This window comes from Pseudomonas sp. NPDC087598 (genome assembly GCF_044743525.1).
Taxonomy (GTDB): domain Bacteria; phylum Pseudomonadota; class Gammaproteobacteria; order Pseudomonadales; family Pseudomonadaceae; genus Aquipseudomonas.
On record NZ_JBIUWQ010000004.1, the window covers coordinates 81,529 to 107,116 of the forward strand.

General features: G+C 59.8%; 22 protein-coding genes and 1 tRNA gene. 19 read left to right on the forward strand and 4 right to left on the reverse strand.

The window, feature by feature from the left end; translation table 11 throughout:
• The first annotated feature begins 59 nt into the window (after positions 1-59).
• The 4 genes from pgaA to pgaD are packed head-to-tail and all read left to right on the forward strand — an operon-like array spanning position 60 to position 6,437.
• Positions 60-2,540 carry a poly-beta-1,6 N-acetyl-D-glucosamine export porin PgaA gene (gene pgaA / locus ACIOWE_RS03855; protein WP_401387571.1) on the forward strand — a complete coding sequence of 827 codons (2,481 nt, stop codon included), beginning with the start codon at positions 60-62 and terminating at the stop codon, positions 2,538-2,540.
• A 12-nt stretch (positions 2,541-2,552) separates the two neighbouring features.
• A complete protein-coding gene (gene pgaB, locus ACIOWE_RS03860; RefSeq protein ID WP_401387574.1) occupies positions 2,553-4,550 on the forward strand; it encodes a poly-beta-1,6-N-acetyl-D-glucosamine N-deacetylase PgaB in 1,998 nt (665 codons plus the stop codon).
• Position 4,551: 1 nt separating this feature from the next.
• Positions 4,552-5,907: a poly-beta-1,6-N-acetyl-D-glucosamine synthase gene (gene pgaC / locus ACIOWE_RS03865; protein ID WP_401387577.1), complete on the forward strand. Its 1,356-nt coding sequence runs from the start codon at positions 4,552-4,554 to the stop codon at positions 5,905-5,907.
• Positions 5,904-6,437 (forward strand): poly-beta-1,6-N-acetyl-D-glucosamine biosynthesis protein PgaD, encoded by a 534-nt coding sequence (pgaD, locus tag ACIOWE_RS03870; RefSeq protein ID WP_401387580.1) that lies wholly within the window; start codon positions 5,904-5,906, stop codon positions 6,435-6,437. The genes pgaC and pgaD overlap by 4 nt, the downstream gene beginning before the upstream one ends.
• 95 nt (positions 6,438-6,532) lie before the next feature.
• Here the strand turns inward: pgaD and ACIOWE_RS03875 are convergent, their stop codons facing one another.
• Positions 6,533-8,056, reverse strand: coding sequence for an FAD-dependent oxidoreductase (locus tag ACIOWE_RS03875; RefSeq protein ID WP_401387584.1), 1,524 nt, complete (start codon positions 8,054-8,056; stop codon positions 6,533-6,535).
• Between the two features lie 139 nt (positions 8,057-8,195).
• Here ACIOWE_RS03875 and ACIOWE_RS03880 point away from each other — a divergent pair, with 139 nt between their 5' ends.
• From ACIOWE_RS03880 to ACIOWE_RS03910, 7 genes are all read left to right on the forward strand, one after another.
• Positions 8,196-8,759, forward strand: coding sequence for a YbhB/YbcL family Raf kinase inhibitor-like protein (locus ACIOWE_RS03880; protein WP_103306505.1), 564 nt, complete (start codon positions 8,196-8,198; stop codon positions 8,757-8,759).
• A gap of 86 nt (positions 8,760-8,845) precedes the next feature.
• Positions 8,846-10,531 carry a von Willebrand factor type A domain-containing protein gene (locus tag ACIOWE_RS03885; protein ID WP_401387587.1) on the forward strand — a complete coding sequence of 562 codons (1,686 nt, stop codon included), beginning with the start codon at positions 8,846-8,848 and terminating at the stop codon, positions 10,529-10,531.
• Between the two features lie 30 nt (positions 10,532-10,561).
• Complete coding sequence (locus tag ACIOWE_RS03890) at positions 10,562-11,143, forward strand: RNA polymerase sigma factor (RefSeq protein ID WP_401387777.1); 582 nt, start codon at positions 10,562-10,564, stop codon at positions 11,141-11,143.
• The gene (locus tag ACIOWE_RS03895) at positions 11,140-11,745 is read left to right on the forward strand and encodes a hypothetical protein (RefSeq protein ID WP_401387590.1); all 606 of its coding nucleotides are present in this window, start codon (positions 11,140-11,142) and stop codon (positions 11,743-11,745) included. The genes ACIOWE_RS03890 and ACIOWE_RS03895 overlap by 4 nt, the downstream gene beginning before the upstream one ends.
• Before the next feature lie 20 nt (positions 11,746-11,765).
• The gene (locus ACIOWE_RS03900; protein ID WP_401387593.1) at positions 11,766-12,026 is read left to right on the forward strand and encodes a hypothetical protein; all 261 of its coding nucleotides are present in this window, start codon (positions 11,766-11,768) and stop codon (positions 12,024-12,026) included.
• A 257-nt stretch (positions 12,027-12,283) separates the two neighbouring features.
• Positions 12,284-12,583, forward strand: a complete 300-nt coding sequence (locus ACIOWE_RS03905; protein ID WP_201231904.1) for a type II toxin-antitoxin system Phd/YefM family antitoxin — start codon at positions 12,284-12,286, stop codon at positions 12,581-12,583.
• A complete protein-coding gene (locus tag ACIOWE_RS03910; protein ID WP_401387596.1) occupies positions 12,580-12,885 on the forward strand; it encodes a type II toxin-antitoxin system RelE/ParE family toxin in 306 nt (101 codons plus the stop codon). The genes ACIOWE_RS03905 and ACIOWE_RS03910 overlap by 4 nt, the downstream gene beginning before the upstream one ends.
• Positions 12,886-12,964: 79 nt before the next feature.
• On the opposite strand, the gene ACIOWE_RS03915 is transcribed toward ACIOWE_RS03910, so the two are convergent.
• Positions 12,965-13,041, reverse strand: a tRNA-Arg gene (locus ACIOWE_RS03915).
• A 442-nt stretch (positions 13,042-13,483) separates the two neighbouring features.
• Between ACIOWE_RS03915 and gabD the strand changes: the two genes are divergently transcribed.
• The 3 genes from gabD (at position 13,484) to ACIOWE_RS03930 (ending at position 17,742) form a co-directional block, all read left to right on the forward strand.
• Positions 13,484-14,926, forward strand: coding sequence for an NADP-dependent succinate-semialdehyde dehydrogenase (gene gabD / locus ACIOWE_RS03920; protein WP_201236040.1), 1,443 nt, complete (start codon positions 13,484-13,486; stop codon positions 14,924-14,926).
• 185 nt (positions 14,927-15,111) lie between these two features.
• Complete coding sequence (gene gabT, locus ACIOWE_RS03925; protein ID WP_201236039.1) at positions 15,112-16,389, forward strand: 4-aminobutyrate--2-oxoglutarate transaminase; 1,278 nt, start codon at positions 15,112-15,114, stop codon at positions 16,387-16,389.
• Positions 16,390-16,530: 141 nt separating this feature from the next.
• Positions 16,531-17,742 (forward strand): HDOD domain-containing protein, encoded by a 1,212-nt coding sequence (locus ACIOWE_RS03930; RefSeq protein WP_401387600.1) that lies wholly within the window; start codon positions 16,531-16,533, stop codon positions 17,740-17,742.
• A gap of 52 nt (positions 17,743-17,794) precedes the next feature.
• On the opposite strand, the gene ACIOWE_RS03935 is transcribed toward ACIOWE_RS03930, so the two are convergent.
• The gene (locus ACIOWE_RS03935; protein WP_201236037.1) at positions 17,795-18,784 is read right to left on the reverse strand and encodes a sensor domain-containing diguanylate cyclase; all 990 of its coding nucleotides are present in this window, start codon (positions 18,782-18,784) and stop codon (positions 17,795-17,797) included.
• Positions 18,785-19,019: 235 nt separating this feature from the next.
• Positions 19,020-20,204 (reverse strand): delta-9 fatty acid desaturase DesA, encoded by a 1,185-nt coding sequence (gene desA / locus ACIOWE_RS03940; RefSeq protein ID WP_201236036.1) that lies wholly within the window; start codon positions 20,202-20,204, stop codon positions 19,020-19,022.
• Between the two features lie 146 nt (positions 20,205-20,350).
• On the opposite strand from desA, the gene dibA reads away from it, so the two are divergent.
• The 5 genes from dibA to cysW all read left to right on the forward strand — a co-directional run.
• A complete protein-coding gene (gene dibA, locus ACIOWE_RS03945) occupies positions 20,351-22,270 on the forward strand; it encodes a phosphodiesterase DibA (protein WP_401387603.1) in 1,920 nt (639 codons plus the stop codon).
• A gap of 290 nt (positions 22,271-22,560) precedes the next feature.
• Positions 22,561-22,743, forward strand: a complete 183-nt coding sequence (gene oscA, locus ACIOWE_RS03950) for a sulfur starvation response protein OscA (RefSeq protein ID WP_007917682.1) — start codon at positions 22,561-22,563, stop codon at positions 22,741-22,743.
• A gap of 135 nt (positions 22,744-22,878) precedes the next feature.
• A complete protein-coding gene (locus ACIOWE_RS03955; protein ID WP_401387606.1) occupies positions 22,879-23,892 on the forward strand; it encodes a sulfate ABC transporter substrate-binding protein in 1,014 nt (337 codons plus the stop codon).
• A gap of 125 nt (positions 23,893-24,017) precedes the next feature.
• Positions 24,018-24,836, forward strand: coding sequence for a sulfate ABC transporter permease subunit CysT (gene cysT / locus ACIOWE_RS03960; protein WP_007917680.1), 819 nt, complete (start codon positions 24,018-24,020; stop codon positions 24,834-24,836).
• A gap of 13 nt (positions 24,837-24,849) precedes the next feature.
• On the forward strand, positions 24,850-25,588 hold a 739-nt coding region (cysW, locus tag ACIOWE_RS03965), incomplete at its 3' end, for a sulfate ABC transporter permease subunit CysW (RefSeq protein ID WP_401387609.1).

A 25,588-nucleotide genomic window follows, 5' to 3' on the forward strand; every position in this document is an offset into this window, starting at 1 on the left:
AGTTACGAATGGGCAAGGAGGGCATTGCGACCCGGCTGGCCATGTAAGGATGCTGACGAATGCCGCGTATTGATGTTCCCGTATTACATCGTGGTTTACGCCCTTTGTTTCGAGTCGCGCTGTGCAGCCAGTTGCTCTGGCCGGCACTGGCGTTTGCCGACACACCCTACGATCAGATGGTGCGCGACGCCCGTGCCGGGCAAACCACGCCTGCGCTGAATGTGCTGCGTCAAGTGCCGCCGGGTCAGTCGACTACCGGCCAGATCAGTGATCACCTGCAGATTGCCAGTTGGGCCGGGCTCGACGCCGAAGTGGTGCAGGTCTATGAAACCCAGGGCCGCGACCGCGTCCTGCCGGTTCAGGCGCTGACCGCCACGGCGCGCGCCTATCGCAATCTCAAGCGTTGGGATCAGGCCACTCAGGTCTACAACAAAGCCCTGGCGCTGGAGCCGGATAACGCCGACCTGCAATTGGGTTTGGCCCTGACTCAGGCTGACGCCGGTAAACCCGACGAAGCGGTGACCCGCGCCAAAGCGCTGGTGGCGGCCAAACCTGATGATCCTTCGCGCCGTCTCGCCTTGGGCTACGCCCTGACCCGCGACAACAAGCCATACGATGCCCTGTTCGAATACGATCAGGCCTTCAAGCGAGCCGGCACTAAACCGGAAGTCGCCCGCGAATACGTGGTCGCCCTGCAAAAGGCGCGTCTGCCCGAGCCGGCGCTACGCCTGGCCAATCAACGTCCGGGCCTGATCGATCCGGTCACGTTGCGCCGCCTCGAAGGTGATCTGGCGGCCGAGCGCGTACGCCTCGCCGAATACGCCACCCGCAGTGAGAAAGAACGCTACGTCATCGCCGACCGTGCGCTGGCCGATTACGACAAACTGCTCGCCACCTGGACGCCTGATGCGACGGCTCACGATGATGTAATTCGCTGGCGCATCGACCGCATGGGTGCACTCAAGGCCCGCGCACGCACGGCTGACGTCATCACTGAATATCAGAAGCTGCAAGCCGAAGGCGTGAAGATTCCGACTTACGCCCTGCGCTGGGTGGCGGCGTCGTATCTGGATCAGCGTCAGCCGGAAATCGCCACCGATCTCTATCGCCAAGTGCTGTCGGCGCCAGACGCCGATGTCGGCGACCGCCTCGAAGACACCACCGCGCTGTACTACTCGTTGCTGGAAAGCGATCGTGCCGACGAGGCGCGCAAAGTCGCCGAAGACCTGGCCAAGTCCCAACGCCCGCGCATTGAGCTCAAAGGTTTGCCCATCGGCAACCCCAACGATGAATGGATGGACGCCCAGCAACTGGCGGCGCAGGCCGGCACCTATGGCTCCGACTTGCCCCACGGTGAGGAGCGTTTGCAGACCCTGGTCGATCAAGCGCCGGGTAACGTCGGGTTGCGTCTGGCTCAGGCCGATTTGTACCTGGCCCGCAACTGGCCGCGCCGCGCCGAAATGCAGCTCAAGGAAACCGAGAGCATGGTGCCGCGCGACATGGGCCTGGAAATTGGCCAGGCTCACACGGCCATGGAATTGCAGGAATGGCGGCAAATGGATGCGCTGACCGACGACGTCGTCGCCCGTTATCCGGATAACCGCCAAGTGCAGCGTCTGGCCCGTGAGCGCGAAGTGCATGATATGTCCGAGCTGCGCGTCGAAGCCTACGGTGGCAAGGCCAACGGTGGTGGCAGCGGCAATGCCGGTGCAGTCAGCGGCAGCCGCGATTTCGGCATCCAGACAACGCTGTACAGTCCGCCGATCGATGAAGACTGGCGCGTATTTGCCGGTGCCGGTTATGCCACCGGCGATTTTGCCGAAGGCACTGGCAATCATCGCTTCCAGCGTGTCGGTCTGGAACGTCGCACCCGCGACATGACCCTTGAAGCCGAAGTCTCCAACCACTCCTACGGCTACGGCGATAAGCAGGGCGCGCGCCTGGCGATCGCCCGCGATATCAATGACAACTGGCAGTACGGCGGCAGCCTCGAGTACCTGTCGGCCGAGACGCCGTTGCGCGCGCTCAACAGCGACATCAAGGCCAACGGCGGCAGCGGTTTCATCCGCTGGCGCGCCAACGAGAGCCGCGAGTGGAAACTGTCGGTGAGCCCGTCGCACTTCAGCGACGGCAACAATCGCGTCGAAGCTTTGCTCACCGGTCGCGAGGGCGTCTACAGCGCGCCGAACGTGCAGGTTGATGCGGGTCTGGAAGTCGGCACCAGCCACAACTCCAAATCCGATGACGTGCCTTACTTCAATCCCAAATCCGACTTCAGCGTGATGCCGCTGGTCAACGTCAATCACGTGCTCTACCACCGCTATGAAACATCCTGGAGCCAGCAGTTCCAGGCCGGCGCGGGGACGTATAGCCAGCGTGATCACGGCACCGGCGGCATGGCGCTGCTCGGCTACGGCCAGCGTTATGCCTGGAACGACGTGTTCGAGGTGGGCGGTTTGTTCAGTGTGATCAACCGGCCCTACGACGGTGATCGGGAGACCGATCTGCGTCTGCTCGTCGACCTCACTTTCCGCTTCTAGAAGAGTTTGAAGATGCCTTTGATTTCGCGTTTCATCCTTCTGCTGGGAGTGCTGCTGGTCAGCGCTTGCGCCCAGCAAGCTCCGGCCTTCGCGCCGCCGTCCGAGCGTCCGCTGGCGGCCAGTGAAAAACCGTGGCCGAAAAATCACGTGCTCGGCATTGCCTATCACGACATCGAAGACCGTGATCCCGATCAGGCCGTGGTGGCGGTGCGCACCGAGCGCATGATCGAGCAACTCGCCTGGCTGCGTGAAAATGGCTACAAACCGGTCACGGTTGATCAGATCATGGCGGCGCGCAAGGGTGGCCCGGAGCTGCCGGCGAAAGCCATTCTGCTCAGCTTCGACGATGGTTATTCGAGTTTCTATAACCGTGTGCTGCCGGTTTTGCGCGCCTACAACTGGCACGCGTTGCTGGCGCCAGTTGGCACCTGGATCGACACGCCACTGAATCAACCGGTGGATTTCGCCGGCGCCCCGCGTGCGCGTTCCGACTTCCTGACCTGGGATCAGGTGCGTGAAATCTCGCAATCCGGGCTGGTGGAAATCGCCGCCCACACCGATGCCAACCACAAAGGCATCCTCGCCAACCCGCAGGGCAACATGCAGCCCGCCGCTGCGACCCGGCGCTACGACCCAGTGACCAAACGCTACGAGTCCGAGGCTGATTTCCAGGCGCGGATTCGCACCGACGTGAACAACATCTCGGAGAAGATCCGCAAGGTCACCGGTAAAAAGCCACGCGTCTGGGTCTGGCCTTACGGCACGGCGGACGGCACTTCGCTGACTGTGGTCGGTGAGGAGGGCTACGAAATGGCCCTGACCCTCGACGATGGTCTCGATGCCCTCGACAACCTGATGAGCAGCCCGCGCTTCCTCGTTGCCTCCGATCCTGACGGCGAGCATTTCGCTAACAGCGTCGTTGCGGTGCAGTCGGATTTCGCCATGCGCGTGGTGCATGTCGATCTCGACAACGTCTACGATCCGGATCCGGCGCAGCAGGACATCAACCTTGGCAAACTGGTGCAGCGCATGGCTGACATGGGCGCCAACACGGTATTCCTGCAAGCCTTCGCCGATCCGAAAGGCGATGGGCTGGTGCATTCGCTGTACTTCCCCAACCGCCACTTGCCGGTGCGTGCGGACATCTTTGACCGGGTCGCCTGGCAGTTGCGCACTCGGGCTCACGTCAAAGTTTTTGCGTGGATGCCGGTGCTGAGTTTCGGTCTTGATTCGAAGTTGCCGCGTGTGACGCGCTGGGACCCGAAAACCGGCACCACCTCGGTCGATCCGGCGCAGTACCAACGCCTGTCTCCATTCGATCCGCAAGTGCGGCGGATCATCGGCGAAATTTACGAAGACGTGGCGCGCCTGACATCGGTCGACGGCATCCTTTATCACGACGACGCAGTGCTCTCGGACTTCGAAGATGCCAGCCCTGAAGCCTTGAAAGCCTACGCCGCCCAGGGCTTGCCCGGTTCGATCGCCGCGCTGCGCGATGATCCGGCAGCGATGCAACGCTGGACGCGCTTCAAGAGCAAATACCTCATCGACTTCACCAACGAGCTGACCGCCAAAGTCCGTGCGATTCGCGGCCCGCAGGTGTTGACTGCGCGCAATATCTTCGCCGAGCCGATGCTCAATCCACACAGCGAAGAATGGTACGCGCAGAACCTCGACGACTTCCTCGCGACCTACGACTGGACGGCGCCGATGGCCATGCCGTTGATGGAAAAGCAGACCCAGGCAGAGTCCGGTCCGTGGCTGGAAGCCTTGGTGGCCACGGTCAAGAAACGCCCGGGGGCGCTGGACCGCACGGTGTTCGAATTGCAGGCCAGGGACTGGACGAAAAAGGATCAGGCCAATATCGATGGCGCGCATCTCGCGGACTGGATGGGTCGCCTCAAGCGTCAGGGCGCGACCAGTTTCGGTTACTACCCGGACAACTTCCTCGACAACCTGCCGGACCTGAAAACCGTAAGGCCTGCGCTCTCCAACAAATGGAACCCATGACATGCTGGATAGACTGTTAGCCCTGCTTGTTCTGGCGATTGTCCTTGGCGTACCGCTGGGGTTGATCTTCCTGGTCACCGGGCAGTTCCTGATGGACTTCGTGTTCTTCTACCCGTTGTTCATGTCCGGTTTGTGGATCGCCGGCGGCCTGTATTTCTGGCTGCACTGGGAGCGCCACTGGCCGTGGAAGGACGACACGTTGCCACCGCCGCTGGAAGGCGAACCGCTGATCTCGATCCTGATTCCTTGCTACAACGAAGGTGACAATGCCGCCGATACGATCCACGCGGCGCTGGCCCAGCATTACCCGAACATCGAAGTCATCGCGATCAACGACGGTTCCAAGGACAACACCGCCGAAGTGCTCGACCAACTGGCCAAGGAAGATCCGCGCCTGCGTGTGCTGCATCTGGCGGAAAACCAGGGCAAGGCTGTCGCCCTGCGCATGGGCGCCATTGCCGCGCGCAGCGAGTATCTGGTGTGCATCGACGGCGATGCGCTGTTGGCGCCGAACACGGCGGCTTATCTGGTCGCGCCGATGCTCGACAACGCACGGTTGGGCGCAGTGACTGGCAACCCGCGGATTCGTACGCGGTCGACGCTGGTCGGGCGAGTGCAGGTCGGTGAGTTCTCATCGATCATCGGTCTGATCAAACGTACGCAGCGGGTGTTCGGACGGATCTTCACCGTCTCCGGAGTGATCGTCGCGTTCCGCCGCACCGCGCTGAACCGGGTGGGTTACTGGAGCCCGGACATGATCACCGAAGACATCGACATCAGCTGGAAGCTGCAACTCGATCACTGGAGCATCTTCTACGAGCCGCGCGCGCTGTGCTGGATTCTCATGCCGGAAACTCTCGGCGGTTTGTGGAAGCAGCGACTGCGTTGGGCGCAGGGCGGCGCCGAAGTGTTGTTCAAGAACATTCGTGGCATCTGGCAGTACCGTCATCGTTACCTGTGGCCACTGCTGTTCGAATACTGCCTGTCGACCGGTTGGGCCTTCACCTTCCTGTTGTCGGTGATTTTCTGGGGCGTCGGCAAGTTCGTGGTCATGCCGGAAGCCATCGCGGTGGATCACCTGATGCCACCGGCATTTACCGGGCTGCTGCTGGCCTTTGTCTGCCTGGTGCAGTTCGCCGTCAGCATCATCATTGACCGTCGCTACGAGCCGGGTCTGGGCAGGACCATGTTCTGGGTGGTCTGGTATCCGTTGGTGTTCTGGTTCATCAGCCTGCTGACCACGCTGGTCAGTTTTCCCAAAGTGCTGTTCGGCCAACATCAGAAACGTGCGCGCTGGGTCAGCCCTGACCGGGGAATCAAACCGGTCGGGGACGACGAAGAGGAGGTCATCAAATGAAAATCATCCGGACCCGCCAACGACCATTTCTGGTTGTGATCGATGTGATTCTCACGGTACTGGCGTGGATTGGCCTGCTGTTGCTGCTGGTACGCGGGCTCTGGCCGCTGATCGAAACCCATGCCGGCGGGCCGCGCATCGACAACTCGGCGTTCGAAGCGCTGGGTACGTTGCAGATTTATCTGTGGGTGGCGTTGGTCAACGCGGTGATCCTGATTTCCTGGGCGCGTTATCAGCAGCGCAAAAGCAGAAGTTTTGCCCAGCGGCGTTTGCCTTCGCCGGTGATCGACGATGAAGGGCTGAGCAAGAGTTTCAAGCTTTGTGATGACCGCTTTCAGAAGCTGCGCACGCCTGGGGTGATGACCATTCACAACGATCAGGAAGGCGACATCAGCCATGTGGTGACCAACTTCATGCCGGTTAAACCCGCCGAATTACCGCCGCCCCTGGCGCCGTTGGAGCACCCGCGAGTGATCTTTCTGCACGCCGAGGACGACGATAACCGCGAGCCGATCAATCGGCCGACCTGATTACGAAATCCCATGTGGAGCTGCCGGAGGCTGCGATCTTTTGATTTTGAAGATCAAAAGATCGCAGCCTCCGGCAGCTCCACATGGGAAGGTCATTAATCGCTGATCAGTTTCCACGCCTCTGCAATGGATAACGGCTGCTTCATGCGTTCAGCCAGCATCGCCATCGCCCGTTCTTTCTCGCACGCAACGGCGGCAACAACGATGCCGTTTCGGCTAAATAGACCGATGAAGGGTAGCTGTTCGGGGGCGCCGAGAAACTCCACTTCATCCCAGTGTTTGGCGTGGCCGAGGTAGTCGTAATTCCTGCCGAAATGCCAGGTCCAGAAATACGGCACGTCGAGGTAATGCTCCTCGCCCCCGAGCATATTGGCCGCCGCGATCCGCGCGTGTTGCTGGGCCAGACGCCAGTGTTCGATGCGCTGAGGCTGCCCGTTCAGCGGGAACGTGGCGATGTCGCCAATCGCCCAGAGACCTTCGGTCACGCGCATGCCTTCATCGACGCGCAGTGATTGGTCTTTTTCGCGGGGGAGCGAAGTGAATGCCTCGGTGGCCGGGTGTACGCCTATCCCTGCCAGCACCAGATCGGCTGAAAGGCGCAAGCCATTGTCCAGCAACACCGCCTCGACTTTGCCGTCACCGATGATCTCTGTGGCCTCGTGCTCGGTGATGAATTTCACGCCGTTTTCTTCATGCAGAGCGCGGATCGCTTTGCCCACCGCTTCGCCGAATTGAGCTACGAAGGGCACCGCATGGCGGGCGATGACGGTCACGTCGAGGCCGAACTGGCGCAGTGCCGAGGCGCATTCGAGGGCGATGAAGCTATCGCCGATGATCACTGCGCGTTGATCAGGCTTCGCGGCGTTGATGATTTGTTCGGCCTGGGCTTTGGTGCGCAGAACGAAGACTTGCGCAAGATTTGCACCGGGCAGTTCCAATACATTGGGCGTGGCGCCGGTGGCCAGCACGGCTGCGCTGTAGTTGAGCGTCCGGCCATCTTTCAAGTGCACGGTTCTGCTCTCGACGTCGAGCGCGACGACTTCGCCTGCGACCCGATTGATGTGTTGTGCGCGATAAAAATCGTCATCGCGCAACGCTGGAGTTTCGTCCGGCGGCATTTCACCGGCGAGCACGAATTTGCTCAACACGGTGCGGTCGTAGCCGGCATCCGGCTCGCGGTCGATCAGCACGATACGGCCGCCAAAACCCTTTTCTCGCAATGCCGCCGCACACGCCGTTCCCGCCGCACCGGAGCCGACGATGACGAACGTGCGCGAGTCATCAGCCGGCGGCGTGTGCGGGTCGGGCAACGGTTGATCGTCCACCCAGACTTCTTCGCCACGCAGTTCCAGCGGATAGCGCTTGAGGCTGTCGAGCGCTGGCGGTTCGCATAACGCGCCGTCCTCGATGCGAAACGCCGCCTTGTGCCACGGGCAGATCAGGCGTCCGTGGCACAACGCGCCGTCAGCCAATGGCGCTCCGGCATGTGGGCATTCACCCTGAAATGCGCGTAATTGACCGGCCGTGCGCAGCAAAACAATCTTGCACTCGCCTATTTTGACTTCCAGGCCACGGTCTTCAGGGACATCGGCGAAACGGGCGACACGGTGCAGGGACATATTCGGCTTCCTCGCGGGCATTTCTCTTACGAGTTTGCGCGACAGTGCGAGGTTCAGCCATTTGCCACTGCCACGGCACGAACGGTACGGCTATAGTTTGCAAGCCGACGACGGCCTCACTGCACAAGGTGCTCCCGGAATGACCCGATTGACCTCTCTCAACCCTTGGCTGGCGGCCGTTGCCGTTGCCCTTTGCGTGCAGTTTCCGGCGCAGGCGGCCCAGGAGCGCTTCACCCTCGACATCCCCGGTGTCTCGGACAATCGCCTGTTCACCTCGGCGGCGGCCAGCGATGCGGCAGGTTGCGGCGGCAAGAACCAGTCGCCGGCATTAAGCTGGAACGCCGGGCCTGCCGGCACCCTGAGCTACGCGATCGTCATGCACGACCCGGACGGCCAGAAAGGCCTGGGCGTCGATCACTGGATTCATTACGGCATCAAAGCCACGACTCACCAGATCGCGGCGGGTGTCGGCGCCAAATCCGCCTTCGAGGGCGTCGGCGGCACGAATAGCAAGGGCAACACCCATTACATGGGGCCGTGCCCTCCGGTTGGCGACAGCGCACACCACTACATCATCCAGATTTACGCTCTGGATCTTGCGCCGGACGCCTTGCCTGCCGGTCTGACCCGCGCCGAGCTGATGGAAAAAATCAAAGGCCATGTGCTGCGCAACAGCAGCGTGGTGCGGCGTTATCACCGCTGAAAATTTTTTTAGCGGCGTTTAACCCGAACTGAAAGGGCTGGCCGTCTCAGTGGATGAATGATCACTTTCATCCCGAGGTCAGCCCCATGTCCCTTCCTCTGTCTTTTCTGCGACCTGTAGCGGTCGGTGTGCTGCTGGCCGTCGCCGGTTGCGGCGCTTCTTCCACGCCGGAAACCGGCGCTGTGCGAGCGCCCGTTCCGTCTGCGCCGCCTGTTGCACAGGAAGCGTTGAAGGCCGAAGTCTCACTGGCCAAGCGTGCCGTGTACACCCTGCCCAATCCTGGTTTTGCGCCCATGCCCCGTGACGAAAGTTATCCACAGGGCTATCGCGACGAGCCGCGTGAGCAATATCAAACGCTTGCCGACAATCCGATCCACAGCGTCGCCGAAACTCCGGTTTCGACTTTTAGCGCCGATGTCGACACGGGCGCTTACGCCAACGTCCGCCGCTTGCTCAATCAGGGGCGCCTGCCGCCGGAAGGCGCGGTGCGACTGGAGGAAATGGTCAATTACTTTCCCTACGATTACGCATTGCCGAGTGATGGCTCGCCGTTTGGCGTGACCACCGAACTGGCGGCTTCGCCGTGGAACCCGCACACGCGTTTGTTGCGTATCGGCATCAAGGCCTCCGATCGTGCGGTGGCGGAACTGGCCCCGGCCAATCTGGTGTTTCTGGTGGACGTGTCGGGCTCGATGGATCGTCGCGAAGGTCTGCCACTGGTCAAGAGCACGCTGAAATTGCTCGTCGATCAATTGCGCGAACAGGATCGCGTGTCGCTGGTGGTGTATGCCGGCGAATCGAAAGTGGTGCTGGAGCCGACGTCCGGACGGGAGAAAGCGAAAATTCGTACTGCCATTGATCAGTTGACCGCGGGCGGCTCGACCGCTGGCGCCTCCGGCATCGAACTGGCTTATCAAATGGCGCAACAGGCGTTTATCGCCAAAGGCATCAACCGCATCCTGCTGGCCACCGACGGTGACTTCAACGTTGGTGTCAGCGACTTCGACAGCCTCAAACAAATGGCTGTGGATAAACGCAAAACCGGGATTTCTCTGACCACCCTGGGTTTTGGTGTGGATAACTACAATGAACACTTGATGGAGCAACTGGCCGATGCCGGCGACGGCAACTATGCCTACATCGACAACCTGCGCGAGGCGCGCAAAGTGCTGGTGGATCAACTCGGCTCGACCCTCGCCGTGGTGGCGAAAAACGTCAAGTTGCAGGTGGAGTTCAACCCGGCGCAGGTCAGCGAGTATCGTCTGCTCGGCTATGAAAACCGCGCTTTGAAACGTGAGGATTTCAGCAATGACAAGGTCGATGCTGGCGAAATCGGCGCAGGACACACGGTGACTGCGCTTTACGAAATTGTCCCGGCGGGGGAGAAGGGCTGGCTGGAGCCGCTGCGTTACGGTAAGTCGGAGTCGGTTGTTTCCGGGAAGAACGGAGAATTAGCGATGCTGCGTGTGCGCTATCAACAGCCTGAAGGTGGGAAAAGTCTGCTGATCGAGCGGCCGATTGCCAATCAGGTCGCATCGGCCAGCGAGGACCTGCGCTTTGCCGCCGCCGTTGCCGCGTTTTCCCAGCAGCTCAAGGATGGTCGCTATACCGGCGATTTCAGCCTGAAAGACACCGAAGCACTGGCTCGTGGCGCCCGTGGCGACGACCCTTTTGGCCTGCGTAACGAGTTTGTGCAACTGGTCGAACTGGCGCAGAGCCTGCGTAACACCACCGCATCGAATACGCTGCCCACTCAACGTCGGGTTGAATAAGTGAGTCGTCTGAAAGGCTTCATCAGTCAGCTGTTTGCTTCGCCAGACAGCCCGACCGCCAGCAGCGATGAATCGCTGCTGGCGCGTTATCGCGAGGGTGACGGCGCAGCGTTCGAGATCTTGTACGCGCGCCATCGCCAGGGCCTGTATCGATTTTTGCTGGGCTTGAGCGGCAAACCGGAACTGGCCGACGAGGTCTTTCAGGAAACCTGGTTGAGCCTGATTCGCAGCGCCAGTCAGCCACAAGGACGGGCGACATTTCGTACGTGGCTGTTCCAGATTGCCCGCAATCGCCTGATCGATCACTGGCGCAAACACGGCGCCCAACAACCGCTGCACGACAGTTACGATGAACAGGTTCACGCTTTCAGCGATGAGTCGACCGATCCTGCAGAACTGCTGAGTCTCAGCCGCGACAACCAGCGCCTGGAAAACGCCCTGCAAAACCTGCCCGCTGACCAGCGCGAAGTGTTTCTGCTGCGCGCTCATGGCGATCTCGACCTGGCACAAATCGCCAGCCTCACCGAAACACCGCTGGAAACCGTCAAGAGCCGCTTGCGCTACGCCCAGCAAAAACTGCGTCGGCTGCTGGCCGAGGAGGTACTGACATGAACGACGCCCGCCAGACACCCGAAGAGCAACTGCTCAAGCACTATCGTGAGCAACAAGGCAGCGAACCGCCTGCGCACCTCGATGCGTTGATCCTCAATGCTGCCCACCGCAACGCCCCGGCCCCGAAACCAGGCCTGCGGCAACGCTGGCTCGATGCTTGCCGCAAACCGCGCTGGCAAGTCGCGTTCGCCAGCGTAGTGGGTGTGGCCCTGATGTTATCGCTGGTGCAACGCACGCCCGAGCCGCTGCCTCGATACGAATACACCCCGGCCCCCAGCCTCTCGGTACCCATGGCCGAACCGGGTGGCGCGCAACTGCACCGCTTGTCTGCCCCGGCAGCCCCCCGGCCCGCACCTGCGCCGATGATGGAACTCGCTGCGCCAATGCAAAGCGAAGCGTTCAGCGCCGACACCGCCGACCAAACCAAAGCCGCCAAACGCGCTGCGGCCCCGGCCAATGGTCTTGACGAACAACTGCGCGAAGTCCTGCGTTTGCGCGAATCCGGTCAGGCGCAAGCCGCTGATACGCTGTATAAAAATCTGCACAAACGCTACCCGAACGCCGACCTCGACGCCCGACTCGAACAGTTGCAGGAAAAATGAGCGCTTGATCCCCCAGCCATTTGGCATTGCCCGGCAAAAACGCGCACTATCGGGCCATAGCTGAATCGCTGGAGAACACCGTGGCACCAAAAATCGACCGCATCGCCCAACTCCTCAACTGCCCGGAAAAGGGTGAGCAGATGCGGCGCGCGATTACCGAAGCACGTAAGGAGTTTCTGCTGAGTCAGTCGGAAGAAGACGTCGTTGAGGAAGACGAGGTTTTAGAGGAGGAAGACGACGAGGATGATGATTACGATGAGTTTGACTGGACGACGGAGTGACGCCGATTTGCCCGGGGTTTACTTTCAAGAATATCCAAACCCCTGCTTACGATGACGCCCGACTACATTGCTCAAGTGAATGTGAAGAACGACACACTCGATCATCGAATCAAAGCCGATCTGCATTCGCAGGTAATAATCGGTTTCGAGACGCGTGCAGCCACTGAGTACTGAATTGCTTGGTCACGTTGCGCGTTGACCGTTCACGCCAAAAAAGAGCACTATAAAGTACTATTTTTTGTACCTTTGGAGCCGTCATGGAGCAGTTGCTAGCAAGTCGCTCGGTGAGCATTACCGAATTGAAACGCAGCCCTAGCTCCGTGATCGAGCAGGCTGGCTCGGAACCTATTGCGGTTCTTAACCATAATCGTCCCGCTGCCTACTTGTTGGCGCATGCGACTTATCAGGAATTGCTGGATCGTTTGCGAGCGGCTGAGTTGCGTGAAGCGATTGCTGCAAGTCGCAATGATCCTCGTCCGGCGGTCGCTGCCGACACAGTTTTTGCTGAGCTTGATGCGCTTATAGATGACATCGAAGCTGAGCAAAATCGTCTATGAGGCGATTGTTATTCTCCGCATTTGCAAGAGAGGACCTGCAGCAGATTGCCCGGTACATTGCTCGCGACAACCCCGGACGTGCTCGAAGCTTTGTAGGTGAGTTGCGTGTGCGCTGTGTTCAATTGGCCAGCCAGCCGAATCAAGGAATTTCCCGAGAGGATTGTGCCAGAGGGGTGAAAATGATTACTCACGGTCGATACCTGATTTTTTACTCGATTGTTGAGAGCGATATTCAGATAGAGCGGGTCCTCCACAGCGCGCGAGACATTGCTCGACTATTTGATGCAAACAATCCGGATTGATAGCCAGAACAGCTGAAAAACAGCCGCCCACAAAAAAGCCCCGGACCATCACAGTCCGGGGCTTTTTCACTTCTATTCATGGTGCACCAGGCGGGATTCGAACCCACGACCCCTGCCTTCGGAGGGCAGTACTCTATCCAGCTGAGCTACTGGTGCAGCGGGCGACATCATACCTAGGTCGGCTCGGGGCGTCCATGCTGGGTTTCGGCGGGTTTTGTCAGTGCGCGTGTCGGTTTGAGTGCCTGCATTCCATAAAGCTGTAACGTCCTGCAAAACCCTCGCTTGGCGCTTTCTCGGGGCTGATCTATGGTTTCGCTGCGGCGGATGCTTTTTGCACGTTGATCTGAAAATTTCCACAAATACGCCGTTTTTGTTCTTTTTTTCGAACGCCCTATTGTCCTTTAAACCCTTTGCTCCTACGATCCGTTTGAGATTTCAAACGCTCGATGATCGGGTGTTGAAGCGCAGGTGTTTCGAGTCGTGCACTATTGAAGCGCCTCACCCGGTCACAGATTTCCCTGACGGCAGCCTTGCGAGGCGCCTTTCTACAATCATAATTTGCTCCGCGCAGGCCGCGGTGCTGTTAAGGAAAGCCGACATGCAGCTTAAAGACACCCTGTTGTTCCGCCAGCAAGCCTTCATTGATGGCGCTTGGGTCGATGCGGACAACGGTCAGACGATCAAGGTCAACAACCCGGCCACCGGCGAAATCCTCGGCACCGTGCCGAAAATGGGCGCTACCGAAACCCGCCGAGCCATCGAAGCCGCCGACAAGGCGCTGCCGGCCTGGCGTGCACTGACCGCCAAAGAGCGTGCTGGCAAGCTGCGTCGCTGGTTCGAACTGATGATCGAGAACCAGGACGACCTCGCTCGCCTGATGACCCTCGAGCAGGGCAAGCCGCTGGCCGAAGCCAAGGGCGAAATCGTTTACGCCGCTTCGTTCATCGAGTGGTTCGCCGAAGAAGCCAAGCGCATTTACGGTGACGTGATCCCGGGTCATCAGCCAGACAAGCGCCTGATCGTGATCAAGCAGCCAATCGGCGTGACCGCCGCGATCACCCCGTGGAACTTCCCGGCCGCAATGATCACCCGTAAAGCTGGCCCAGCGCTGGCCGCCGGTTGCACCATGGTGCTCAAGCCTGCTTCGCAAACTCCTTTCTCCGCTTTCGCACTGGCCGAACTGGCCCAGCGTGCGGGCATTCCTGCTGGCGTGTTCAGCGTGGTGTCCGGCAGCGCCGGCGACATCGGCAGCGAGCTGACCAGCAACCCGATCGTGCGCAAATTGTCCTTTACCGGTTCGACCGAAATCGGCCGTCAGCTGATGGCCGAATGCGCCAAGGACATCAAGAAAGTCTCGCTGGAACTGGGCGGCAACGCGCCGTTCATCGTGTTCGACGACGCGGACCTGGATAAGGCCGTCGAAGGCGCGATCATTTCCAAGTACCGCAACAACGGCCAGACCTGTGTCTGTGCCAACCGCCTGTACATTCAGGATTCGGTCTACGACGCGTTCGCCGAGAAGTTGAAAGTGGCTGTGGCCAAGCTGAAGATCGGCAACGGTCTGGAAGACGGCACCACCACTGGCCCGCTGATCGACGAAAAAGCTGTCGCCAAAGTGCAAGAGCACATTGCTGACGCCGTGGCCAAAGGTGCCACCGTACTGGCCGGCGGCAAGCAAATGGAAGGCAACTTCTTCGAACCGACCATCCTCACCAACGTGCCGAAAAACGCGGCAGTGGCCAAGGAAGAAACCTTCGGTCCGCTGGCGCCGCTGTTCCGCTTCAAAGACGAAGCCGAAGTGATCGCGATGTCCAACGACACCGAGTTCGGTCTGGCGTCGTACTTCTATGCTCGCGACCTGGGCCGCGTGTTCCGTGTTGCTGAAGCGCTGGAATACGGCATGGTTGGCGTCAATACCGGGCTGATCTCCAACGAAGTCGCGCCGTTCGGCGGCATCAAGGCATCGGGCCTGGGCCGTGAAGGCTCCAAGTACGGCATCGAAGATTACCTGGAAATCAAATACCTCTGCCTGGGCATCTAAACCGGGGAAGGGATCGCTGCAAACGCAAAGGGCACGAGAGCGCTGTCCCTTTGCGTCGTTTCAAACCGGAATTTTCTCTGCGGCCGGAAACGCCGTGGCAGTCGATCATCGCATGCTGCCACCGTCGATTTCTCCCGCTTAATCCTTGAACCACGCCGCCCGATGAGCGGTGAATGAGGACTGTAATGAGCAAGACTAACGCTGAACTGATGGCCCGCCGTACCGCTGCCGTACCTCGTGGTGTTGGCCAGATTCACCCGATCTTCGCCGAATCGGCGAAGAACGCTACCGTGACTGACGTTGAAGGTCGTGAGTTCATCGACTTCGCCGGCGGTATCGCTGTGCTGAACACCGGCCACGTGCACCCGAAAATCATCGCTGCCGTGACCGAACAGCTGAACAAGCTGACTCACACCTGCTTCCAGGTACTGGCTTACGAGCCGTACGTTGAGCTGTGCGAAAAAATCAACGCCAAGGTGCCTGGTGATTTCGCCAAGAAAACCCTGCTGGTCACCACCGGTTCCGAAGCGGTCGAAAACGCCGTGAAAATCGCCCGGGCCGCCACTGGCCGTGCCGGCGTGATCGCTTTCACCGGCGCTTACCACGGTCGCACCATGATGACCCTGGGCCTGACCGGTAAAGTCGTGCCTTACTCGGCCGGCATGGGCCTGATGCCAGGTGGCATCTTCCGCGCGCTGTACCCGAACGAACTGCACGGCGTGAGCATCGACGACTCGATCGCTTCCATCGAACGCATCTTCAAGAACGACGCCGAGCCGAAAGATATCGCTGCGATCATCATCGAACCTGTTCAGGGTGAAGGTGGTTTCTACGTCGCGCCGAAAGAATTCATGAAGCGTCTGCGCGCTCTGTGCGACCAGCACGGCATCCTGCTGATCGCTGACGAAGTACAGACTGGCGCTGGCCGTACCGGTACCTTCTTCGCCATGGAGCAGATGGGCGTTGCTGCCGATCTGACCACCTTCGCCAAATCCATCGCTGGCGGCTTCCCGCTGGCCGGTGTTTGCGGCAAGGCCGAATACATGGACGCCATCGCTCCAGGCGGCCTCGGCGGCACCTACGCCGGTAGCCCGATCGCTTGCGCTGCTGCTCTGGCAGTGATGGAAGTGTTCGAAGAAGAAAAACTGCTGGATCGCTGCAAGTCTGTCGGTGAGCGTCTGGTCACTGGCCTGAAAGCCATCCAGGCCAAATACCCGGTAATCGGCGAAGTCCGTGCTCTGGGCGCCATGATCGCCGTTGAGCTGTTTGAAAACGGCGACAGCCACAAGCCGAACGCTGCCGCTGTGGCATCCGTGGTGGCCAAGGCTCGCGACAAGGGCCTGATCCTGCTGTCCTGCGGCACTTACGGCAACGTGCTGCGTGTACTCGTACCGCTGACCTCGCCGGACGAGCAACTGGACAAAGGTCTGGCGATCATCGAAGAGTGCTTCTCGGAGCTGTAAGGCTCAGAGCTGTGTGATCGGATCGACAAAAAACCCGCTTCGGCGGGTTTTTTTACGCCCCTTGAAACACATCGAGCGCTTTAGCGCTGTATCGAATGGCCAGCATTGGCTAAGGTTCAGGCATTGCAAGGGAGAGCGTGCATGACTGCCGTTGAATTACCCGCCGTACCCCGAGTGCTGATTGCCGAGGCTGATCCGTGGTCTCGGGATTTGCTCAAACAAGTATTGCTGAATGTGCGTTGCGACGCGCGGCTGGACTTGTGTGCCGATGGCCAGCAAGCGATGTCGATGCTCAGCGAAATTCCCTATGACCTGGCCATTGTCGACTGGGAATTGCCCGGTATCGATGGCTTGAGCGTTTTACGCAGCGTGCGTCAGCGCAAACGCAATCCACCGCTGCCATTCATTCTGATGAGCAGTCGCAACGACAGCGCCAGCGTGCGCGAAGCCCTGCCGCTGGCGCCGACGGCGTACCTGGCCAAACCGCTGAACATGGAAAGCCTGACCGAGCGTTTGCAGGGTTTGCTGCTCAATGCCGGCGAAGAAGTGTTCTGTGAAATCCCGGCATTGGCGCCGGGCATGACCTTGTCAGTGTTTCTGGAGCGGCGCCGTGAGCAGGCGGATGGCGCGCCGTTGATGACTGATGTGCAACTGGCGGTCAAACGCAGCCTCAATCCCAGCGGACTCGATCTGAAGCTGCTGGAAGATGAGATCAAAACCGATCCACAAATCACGGCAGTGCTGATCGCAGCGGCCAACAGTGCTGCGCAACACCATGGATCGCCGGTGCAGACGCTGGCGCAGGCGCTGCATAGGCTTGGCACCGGACAAAGCATGAATCTGATTCTGGGGCTGGCGCTCAAGCGCAGCGCCAAACTCAGTGACCCGTGTCTGGCGGACTACGCCGAGCGTTATTGGGGGCTATCGCTGCACACGGCCGAATACGCCCGCACCCTGGCGCGCCTGTTGGATCTGGATCAGGAGCGCTGCTACTGCGCGGGTATGCTGCATCGTCTGGGTGATCTGGCATTGCTGCGCTGTTTGCAGGAGTGGCAGCAGGCCGGCGGCGCACTGGATGAGCTGGAGGAAGTGGGCGAAGCACTGGCGGAGTTTGGTGCGGCTTATGGTTCGGCGCTACGCACGCGCTGGCGTTTGCCGCTGGAGCTGCGTGAGTTGATCGCCTCGGTGTACCAGCTCGGTGGCGGAGTGTATTCCCGTGAGGCGCTGGTGATGAACATGGCGGCGCAGATGGCGCGCCTGACCGAGCATGAAGGCGTCGAGGAATTGGCGAAGAGCCGCACGGCACGGTTGCTGAAGATCGGTTTGCCGGAGTTGATGCGGATGCGCAAATAACCTGACTTACGCAAACCTCCTACAATGGATCTCTGTGTAGCTGAGATACGGGTCAGGCAGAAATGATGCGGTTCTTGCCCTGGCGTTTTGCTTCGTACATCGCCGCGTCTGCGCGGGCGAACAGGCTGTCCAGGCTTTCGTCGGCTTCGCTGAGGCTGGTCAGACCCTGGCTGACGGTGATGCCGAACGTCTGGCCTTCATGGCTGAAGCTCAAACGCTGAATCTCCTGTTGCAGTCGCTCGGCCACCTGCATGGCCATGTCTGGAGCACAGCCCGGAAACACGGCGGCAAACTCTTCCCCGCCAATTCGACCGAACAGATCACCCCGGCGTAACGAACTGCGCCCGCACTCGGCGATCTGTTGCAGCACGGTGTCGCCCACGGGATGCCCGTAGCTGTCGTTGATCACTTTGAAGTCATCGATATCCAGCAGCAGGAAAGCCAATGGCGCACCCTGCAAACGCGCTTCTTCGAACTCGCGATTGGCGCACTCGAAGAAATGCCGACGATTGCTGCTCTGGGTCAGCACGTCGGTGGTGGCCAGGCGTTGCAGCTCGTTTTCCATCTGCTTTTTGTCGGTGATGTCCTCGGCGATGCCGACAATGATCACCGGTTGCCCGGGTTCATCCTGACGGTTGATGAAGCATTTATCGCTGAGCCAGCGCACCTGACCGTCGGCGGCGATGATGCGGTATTCGCGATTTTCGACGGCGCCGGTGTGCAGGACTTCGGCGAGGCTGCGTTCGGCATACTCCAGATCGTCTGGGTAGATGCTGTCGCGCCACTCGTTGTAGTCGGCCAACAGCAGGCCTGCGGAGCGGCCGAAAATCCGTTCATAGGCAGGACTGACATAGAGCACCTGACGGGTTTCCCAGTTGAAAGCCCAGAGTACGGCGTTGACGCTGACCAGCAGCGAGCTGAACAGTTGTTCGCGTTCGCTCAACCGCGCCACTTCGCCTTGGGCGTGCATCAGGGCCATCAGGGTTTGCGCGGCCTCGGGCCATTGCGGAAGAGATGAGTCTTTTTGATTGTTGTTGACCATCGGCACAGTTCTCAAAGGGCGTGCCGCAATTCGACAACGGCCACAGTACAGCCCGCCAGGATGGCGAAGTGTCTTTGAGATAGGGGAATGGAAGCGAAGTTCCCAGCGGCAGAGGGGTTCTGCCGGGCGGTAGTGGCGACGCGTTTCAACAATGAGAACGCGTCGTCAAAATTGCGCTAGCTACGCTACCGATCGGGGATAAATCCCCTCGCCACAGGGGATTCATACAACACAATCAGGCTGCGGCGGGGCGCAGTGAGTAGGTTTTCAACTGGTCGGCAAATTCGCGCAGGGACTGTATGCCGCTGGCCTCGGCCTCGTGTACCCATTCCTTGATGGCGGCGAGCATGTCGTGACCATTTGCGCTGGTCTTGACCCAGATCTGCTGCAGGGCCAGGCGTTTTTCGTAAATTACCTTCAGCGCCTGGCTGTGCTCGAGGATGTTCTGGATACGTGCGTGGTGACGATCCTCCAGCAAGCTGGTTTCCCGCGACAACAGGCGTTTGGCCCGGTGGAACTGGTGACGCACCGAATGATCGACCTTGGCCAGTTCCTGCTTGACCAGCGGCCCGATGACCAATTTGCGGTACTGGGCCATGATCTGGAAGCGGTTGTTGAGGATCGCCATGGCGGTGTCCATGTCCAGGCTGCCTTTGCCTTCGACACGGTGAGCAATCGGCGCAACACGCTGCACCTTGGCCAGACGCAGGAAGCTGAAGACTTTGATCCACGCCCAACCGAGGTCGAACTCCCACTTCTTCACCGACAGCTTGGCCGAGTTAGGGTAGGTGTGATGGTTGTTGTGCAGTTCTTCGCCACCGATCAGGATGCCCCACGGCACCAGATTGGTCGCCGCGTCACGGCATTCGAAATTGCGATAGCCGACCGCATGACCCAGACCGTTGATGACGCCGGCAGCCCACACCGGGATCCACATCATCTGGATCGCCCAGATGGTGATGCCGATGGTGCCGAACAGCAGCAGGTCGATGACGCCCATGATCGCCACGCCCAGCAGCGGGTAGCGGCTGTAGACGTTGCGCTCGATCCAGTCTTCCGGGCAGTTCTTGCCGTAGATGCGCAGGGTTTCCGGATTCTGGGCTTCGGCGCGATACAGTTCGGCGCCGGTACGCAGCACGGTGGACAAACCTTTGATGACCGGGCTGTGCGGGTCGTCTTCGGTTTCGCATTTGGCGTGGTGTTTACGGTGGATGGCCGTCCACTCGCGGGTGTTCTGCGCCGTGGTCAGCCACAGCCAGAAACGGAAAAAGTGCTTAAGGCCGGCATTCAGCTCCAGCGAGCGATGGGCCGAGTAACGGTGCAGATAGACCGTGACGGCTACAATTGTCACGTGGGTCATCAGCAGGGTGACGGCGACCAGTGACCAGGCCGACAAGCCAAGAAAACCTTCGTACCACATAGGCTATAGGGCCCTCGATAAAGATAAAAACAGCCGTTGCATTATCACCAAGCACACAGATAAAACCAGTCGCCCTTTCAGATAAGAGTCGCTGGATGTTTCTTGACCTATAATTCCAACCTTTTTGTAGGGACATGGACGGCCGAATGTCTGCCACTTATCGCGATGCCTTGCGTGCAGCGCTGCTCTATCTCGTACTTGCGGCGGTCTGGTTGCAAGGTACTGGTTATTTATTAAACAGTTTCTTCGATAACTCCGCCGATCTTGCCCGATGGCAACTGATCAACGGTTATGTTTTCGCGGCGGTCAGCGCCGGGCTGATCTTTCTGGCGCGGGCGCGGCTGTGTGAGTTTCTCGGGATTGGCGCGCGATTGCGTGAGCGTCACGCTGACCGTGAACGCTTGCGGCAAGCGGCTGCCGTGTTCGATTGCACCCGTGAAGGGGTGCTGGTCACCAACCATCACGGGCTGATCGTTCACGTCAACCGTGCGTTTATCGAGATCACCGGTTATCAGCGTGAAGAAGTCCTCGGCCAGCAACCGAGTCTGTTCAAATCCGGCCATCATCCGCCTGAGTTCTATCAGGCGATGTTCACCACCCTGGAGTCTCGGGGCGAATGGAGCGGCGAGATCTGGAACCGTCGTAAAAGCGGTGAGATTTATCCACAGTGGCAAACCATCCGCGTCATTCATGATGATCAGGGCCGACTCAGCCATTACGTGGCGGTTTTTTCCGACATCAGTGCAATCAAGCATTCCGAACATGAGCTCAAGCACCTCGCCCACCACGATCCGCTGACCGATCTGCCCAATCGCCTGCTGTTCGGTGACCGTGCCGAGCAGGCGCTGGCGTCGGCGCAGACCCACAAGCGCGGTTGTGCACTGCTGTTGCTCGATCTGGACCACTTCAAGATGATCAACGACAGCCTCGGGCATAACGTCGGCGACCGCCTGCTTAAAGCGGTGGCCGCGCGTTTGCAGGCGTTGTTCGGGCCGGGCATCACGTTGGCGCGCCTCGGCGGCGACGAATTCGCCGTGCTGGCGGAAAGTTGTCCACAGCCCGGCCAGGCAGCGGCGCTGGCCCAGCGAATTCTCGACGCGCTGAAGGAACCGTTCTGCATCGATGGCCACGAGTTGTTCATCAACGCCAGCATCGGCATCAGCCTGTTCCCCAGCGATGCGTTAAGCGCCGATCAGTTATTGCGCAATGCTGATGCGGCGCTGTTCAAAGCCAAGGGCAGTGGGCGAAATGGTTACGCGCTGTACACCGAAGAACTTACCGCCCACGCCCAGCAACGGGTGGAAATTGCCTTCGAGCTGCGCCGGGCCTTGGAACAGCAGGAACTGCGGGTCTATTACCAGCCGGTCCACGATCTGCAGACCAGTCGCCTGATCGGCGTCGAAGCGTTGGTGCGCTGGCAGCATCCGCAGCGTGGTCTGGTGTCGCCGGCCGAGTTCATTCCGATCGCCGAACGCACCGGGTTGATTGCCGAAATCGATGCCTGGGTGATGCAGCAGGCTTGCCGGCAGATGTGCCAGTGGCAACTGGACGGTGTGGTGCTGTCGTTTGTTGCGGTGAATGTGTCGTCGCGACTGTTTGCCCGGCGCGAGTTGTATCAACAGGTGGCGCAGGTGCTACGCGATACCGGGCTGGATCCGGCCTATCTGGAGCTGGAAGTCACCGAAAGTGCGGTGATGGACGACCCGGAAGTGGCGCTGGAGCAGATGCATCGTTTGCGTGAATTGGGCATTCGTCTGGCGATTGATGATTTCGGTACGGGCTACTCTTCGTTGCTGCGACTCAAGCGCCTGCCGGTGCAGAAACTGAAGATCGATCAGGGTTTTGTTGCCGGGCTGCCGTGGGACGAAGATGACGCGGCGATTGTCCGGGTGATCATCGCGCTGGCCCGGAGCATGGGGATGCAGGTGCATGCCGAGGGGATCGAGCAGGCCGAGCAGGCGGCGTTTCTGCTGGAGCAGGAATGCGATCTGGGGCAGGGCTACTGGTTTGGCCGGCCGGTACCGACCGAGCAGCTTGATTGGACGAAAGCGCCTGTTATTGGTTGAGCCCGATTTTGTGGCGAGGGAGCTTGCTCCCGCTTGAGTGCGCAGCGCTCGCAGTTTTTTTGGGCCTGCTACGCAGTCCAGCGGGAGCAAGCTCCCTCGCCACAGGGGATGTGGTGCTCTTTTTAACCGAGAACACCGCGCAAACCCTTGCCCTGCCAAATAATATTTTCTGGTTATATAAACATTCTTAAATAGTCTTTTTAAGAATATCTGCGCCTCTCTTATATTGCTCCCACGCCGAACGCAGTGCCGCCCACTGCCAGGCATATTCCATTCAAAGGAGCAGCACCATGAGCGCATCCCTTCGCAGCGTTGACGGTCAGGACGAAAGCACCATCTTGCGTGAAATCCAGAGCGCCCTGCGCGATCTGCGTTTCGGCGCGGTGGAGATCACTGTGCACAACGCGCAAGTCGTGCAGATCGAACGCAAAGAGAAATTCCGCTTGCAGCAACCGGGTAAACAACCGGGCTAAAAGATCGCAGCCTGCGGCAGCTCCTACAGGGGGCTGTGCGTACGAGCTGTCGAAGGCTGCGATCTTTGAACCGGCACCACGATTTCCGAAATACATAAGAAAAAGCCACCACCCAGAATTCCAGGAGCTTTCACCATGTCGTCGATTCGCCGTTACGCTTTGGCCGCCCTGGCCAGCGCTGTGTTTGCCGGTTCCGCGGTTGCCAAGGATTACGAACTGCTCAACGTATCGTATGACCCGACGCGCGAGCTGTATCAGGACTACAACGCCGAATTCATCAAGTTCTGGCAGAAGGACCATGCCGGCGACACCGTGAAAATCCAGCAGTCCCACGGTGGTTCGGGCAAGCAGGGTCGTGCGGTAATCGACGGTCTGCGCGCTGACGTGGTGACCCTGGCGCTGGCTGGCGACATCGACGAAATCGCCAAACTCGGCAAGACCCTGCCCGCCGATTGGCAGAAGCGTCTGCCGGAAGCGAGCACGCCGTACACCTCGACCATCGTGTTCCTGGTGCACAAGGGCAACCCGAAAGGCATCAAGGACTGGGGCGACCTGGTCAAGAACGACGTCTCGGTGATCACCCCGAACCCGAAAACCTCCGGCGGTGCCCGCTGGAACTTCCTCGCCGCGTGGGCCTACGGCCTGAAAGCCAACGGCGGCGACGAAGGCAAAGCCAAGGAATACGTACAAACCCTGTTCAAACACGTGCCGATTCTCGACACCGGTGCCCGTGGCTCGACCATCACCTTCGTCAACAACGGTCAGGGTGACGTGTTGCTGGCCTGGGAAAACGAGGCGTTCCTGGCACTGAAAGAAGATGGCGGCGCCGACAAGTTCGACATCGTCGTGCCTTCGCTGTCGATCCTCGCCGAGCCGCCAGTGGCGGTGGTCGACAAGAACGCCGAGAAGAAAGGCAACGAGCAGATCGCCGAAGCCTATCTGAAGCACCTGTACAGCCCGGCCGGTCAGGAAATCGCCGCGAAGAATTTCTACCGTCCACGTGACAAGGACGTGGCCGCGAAGTACGCCCAGCAGTTCCCGAAACTGGAACTGGTGACCATCGACAAGGACTTCGGCGGCTGGAAAACCGCGCAGCCGAAATTCTTCAATGACGGTGGTGTGTTCGACCAGATTTATCAGGCGCAGTAATCTCACCCTTACCAGCCTGATGTCTGGGCACATGAAATGTGGGAGTGAGCTTTTGTGGTGAGGGGATAAATCCCCTTGCCACAGGGCTCGCTCCCACATTGATGCGTTTTTAACCAAGGACTTTTATGTCGCGTCGTATCTCCCCCGTCATACCCGGCTTCGGGCTGACGCTGGGTTACACCTTGGTGTACCTCAGCCTGATTGTGCTTATCCCGCTGGCGGCGATGTTCGTCCACGCTGCCCAACTCACCTGGGATCAGTTCTGGACGATCATCTCCGCACCGCGGGTGCTGGCGGCATTGAAGCTGAGCTTCGGCACTGCGCTGTGCGCCGCGATCATCAACGGCATCATCGGTACGTTGCTGGCGTGGGTGCTGGTGCGCTACACGTTCCCGGGGCGCAAGGTCATCGACGCGATGATCGATCTGCCGTTCGCGCTGCCGACGGCCGTCGCCGGTATAGCGTTGACTGCCCTGTACGCGCCGGCCGGTCTGGTCGGCCAATTCGCCGCCGACCTCGGTTTCAAAATCGCCTACACCCCGCTGGGTATCACCCTCGCATTGACCTTCGTGACCTTGCCTTTCGTGGTGCGCACGGTGCAACCGGTGTTGGCCGACATTCCCCGTGAAGTCGAAGAAGCCGCTGCGTGCCTGGGTGCGAAGCCATGGCAGGTATTCCGCCATATTCTGGTGCCGGCGCTGTTGCCGGCCTGGCTGACCGGTTTCGCTCTGGCGTTCGCCCGGGGAGTTGGCGAGTACGGTTCGGTGATTTTCATCGCCGGCAACATGCCGATGAAAACCGAGATTCTGCCGCTGCTGATCATGGTCAAACTCGACCAATACGACTACACCGGCGCCACGGCCATCGGCGTGCTGATGCTGGTGGTTTCCTTCGTCCTGTTGCTGCTGATCAACTTGCTGCAGCGGCGTATCGAAACCCCATAAGGAGGCGCGAACCATGTCCCAATCGTCTATTGCGGCCGCCTCTTCGGCCAACGCTGCACGCCGTGGCAGCGCCACTTCGCGCAGAGTTTTGATCGGTCTTGGCTGGCTGGTGTTTTTCCTGTTTCTGTTACTGCCGTTGTTCATCGTGGTATCGCAAGGTTTGAAGAATGGCCTCGGCGCATTTTTCACGGCGATCTTTGAGCCGGATGCTCTGTCGGCGCTGAAACTCACGGTGTTCGCCGTGCTGATTTCGGTGCCGCTCAACCTGGTGTTCGGCGTCAGCGCCGCGTGGTGTGTGAGCAAGTACTCGTTCCGTGGCAAGAGCATGCTGGTGACGCTGATCGACCTGCCGTTCTCTGTGTCGCCGGTGATCGCCGGTCTGGTCTATGTGTTGATGTTCGGCGCCCAGGGCCTGTTCGGGCCGTGGCTGCAGGATCACGACATCCAGATCGTCTTCGCCCTGCCGGGCATCGTGCTGGCGACGATTTTCGTCACCGTGCCGTTTGTGGCCCGTGAGCTGATCCCGCTGATGCAGGAACAAGGCACGCAGGAAGAGGAAGCCGCACGCTTGCTCGGCGCCAACGGCTGGCAGATGTTCTGGCACGTCACCGTCCCCAACATCAAGTGGGGCCTGATCTATGGCGTGGTGTTGTGTACTGCGCGGGCGATGGGTGAGTTCGGTGCGGTGTCGGTGGTTTCCGGGCACATTCGCGGGGTGACCAACACCTTGCCGCTGCACGTCGAGATCCTCT

Bases quoted from the DNA above. Each gene is read 5' to 3' on its own strand.
- pgaA (WP_401387571.1), top strand. From the start codon at position 60: ATGCCGCGTATTGATGTTCCCGTATTACATCGTGGTTTACGCCCTTTG.
- pgaB (WP_401387574.1), top strand. From the start codon at position 2,553: ATGCCTTTGATTTCGCGTTTCATCCTTCTGCTGGGAGTGCTGCTGGTC.
- pgaC (WP_401387577.1), top strand. From the start codon at position 4,552: ATGCTGGATAGACTGTTAGCCCTGCTTGTTCTGGCGATTGTCCTTGGC.
- pgaD (WP_401387580.1), top strand. From the start codon at position 5,904: ATGAAAATCATCCGGACCCGCCAACGACCATTTCTGGTTGTGATCGAT.
- ACIOWE_RS03875 (WP_401387584.1), bottom strand. From the start codon at position 8,056: ATGTCCCTGCACCGTGTCGCCCGTTTCGCCGATGTCCCTGAAGACCGT.
- ACIOWE_RS03880 (WP_103306505.1), top strand. From the start codon at position 8,196: ATGACCCGATTGACCTCTCTCAACCCTTGGCTGGCGGCCGTTGCCGTT.
- ACIOWE_RS03885 (WP_401387587.1), top strand. From the start codon at position 8,846: ATGTCCCTTCCTCTGTCTTTTCTGCGACCTGTAGCGGTCGGTGTGCTG.
- ACIOWE_RS03895 (WP_401387590.1), top strand. From the start codon at position 11,140: ATGAACGACGCCCGCCAGACACCCGAAGAGCAACTGCTCAAGCACTAT.
- ACIOWE_RS03905 (WP_201231904.1), top strand. From the start codon at position 12,284: ATGGAGCAGTTGCTAGCAAGTCGCTCGGTGAGCATTACCGAATTGAAA.
- ACIOWE_RS03910 (WP_401387596.1), top strand. From the start codon at position 12,580: ATGAGGCGATTGTTATTCTCCGCATTTGCAAGAGAGGACCTGCAGCAG.
- gabD (WP_201236040.1), top strand. From the start codon at position 13,484: ATGCAGCTTAAAGACACCCTGTTGTTCCGCCAGCAAGCCTTCATTGAT.
- gabT (WP_201236039.1), top strand. From the start codon at position 15,112: ATGAGCAAGACTAACGCTGAACTGATGGCCCGCCGTACCGCTGCCGTA.
- ACIOWE_RS03930 (WP_401387600.1), top strand. From the start codon at position 16,531: ATGACTGCCGTTGAATTACCCGCCGTACCCCGAGTGCTGATTGCCGAG.
- ACIOWE_RS03935 (WP_201236037.1), bottom strand. From the start codon at position 18,784: ATGGTCAACAACAATCAAAAAGACTCATCTCTTCCGCAATGGCCCGAG.
- desA (WP_201236036.1), bottom strand. From the start codon at position 20,204: ATGTGGTACGAAGGTTTTCTTGGCTTGTCGGCCTGGTCACTGGTCGCC.
- dibA (WP_401387603.1), top strand. From the start codon at position 20,351: ATGTCTGCCACTTATCGCGATGCCTTGCGTGCAGCGCTGCTCTATCTC.
- oscA (WP_007917682.1), top strand. From the start codon at position 22,561: ATGAGCGCATCCCTTCGCAGCGTTGACGGTCAGGACGAAAGCACCATC.
- ACIOWE_RS03955 (WP_401387606.1), top strand. From the start codon at position 22,879: ATGTCGTCGATTCGCCGTTACGCTTTGGCCGCCCTGGCCAGCGCTGTG.
- cysT (WP_007917680.1), top strand. From the start codon at position 24,018: ATGTCGCGTCGTATCTCCCCCGTCATACCCGGCTTCGGGCTGACGCTG.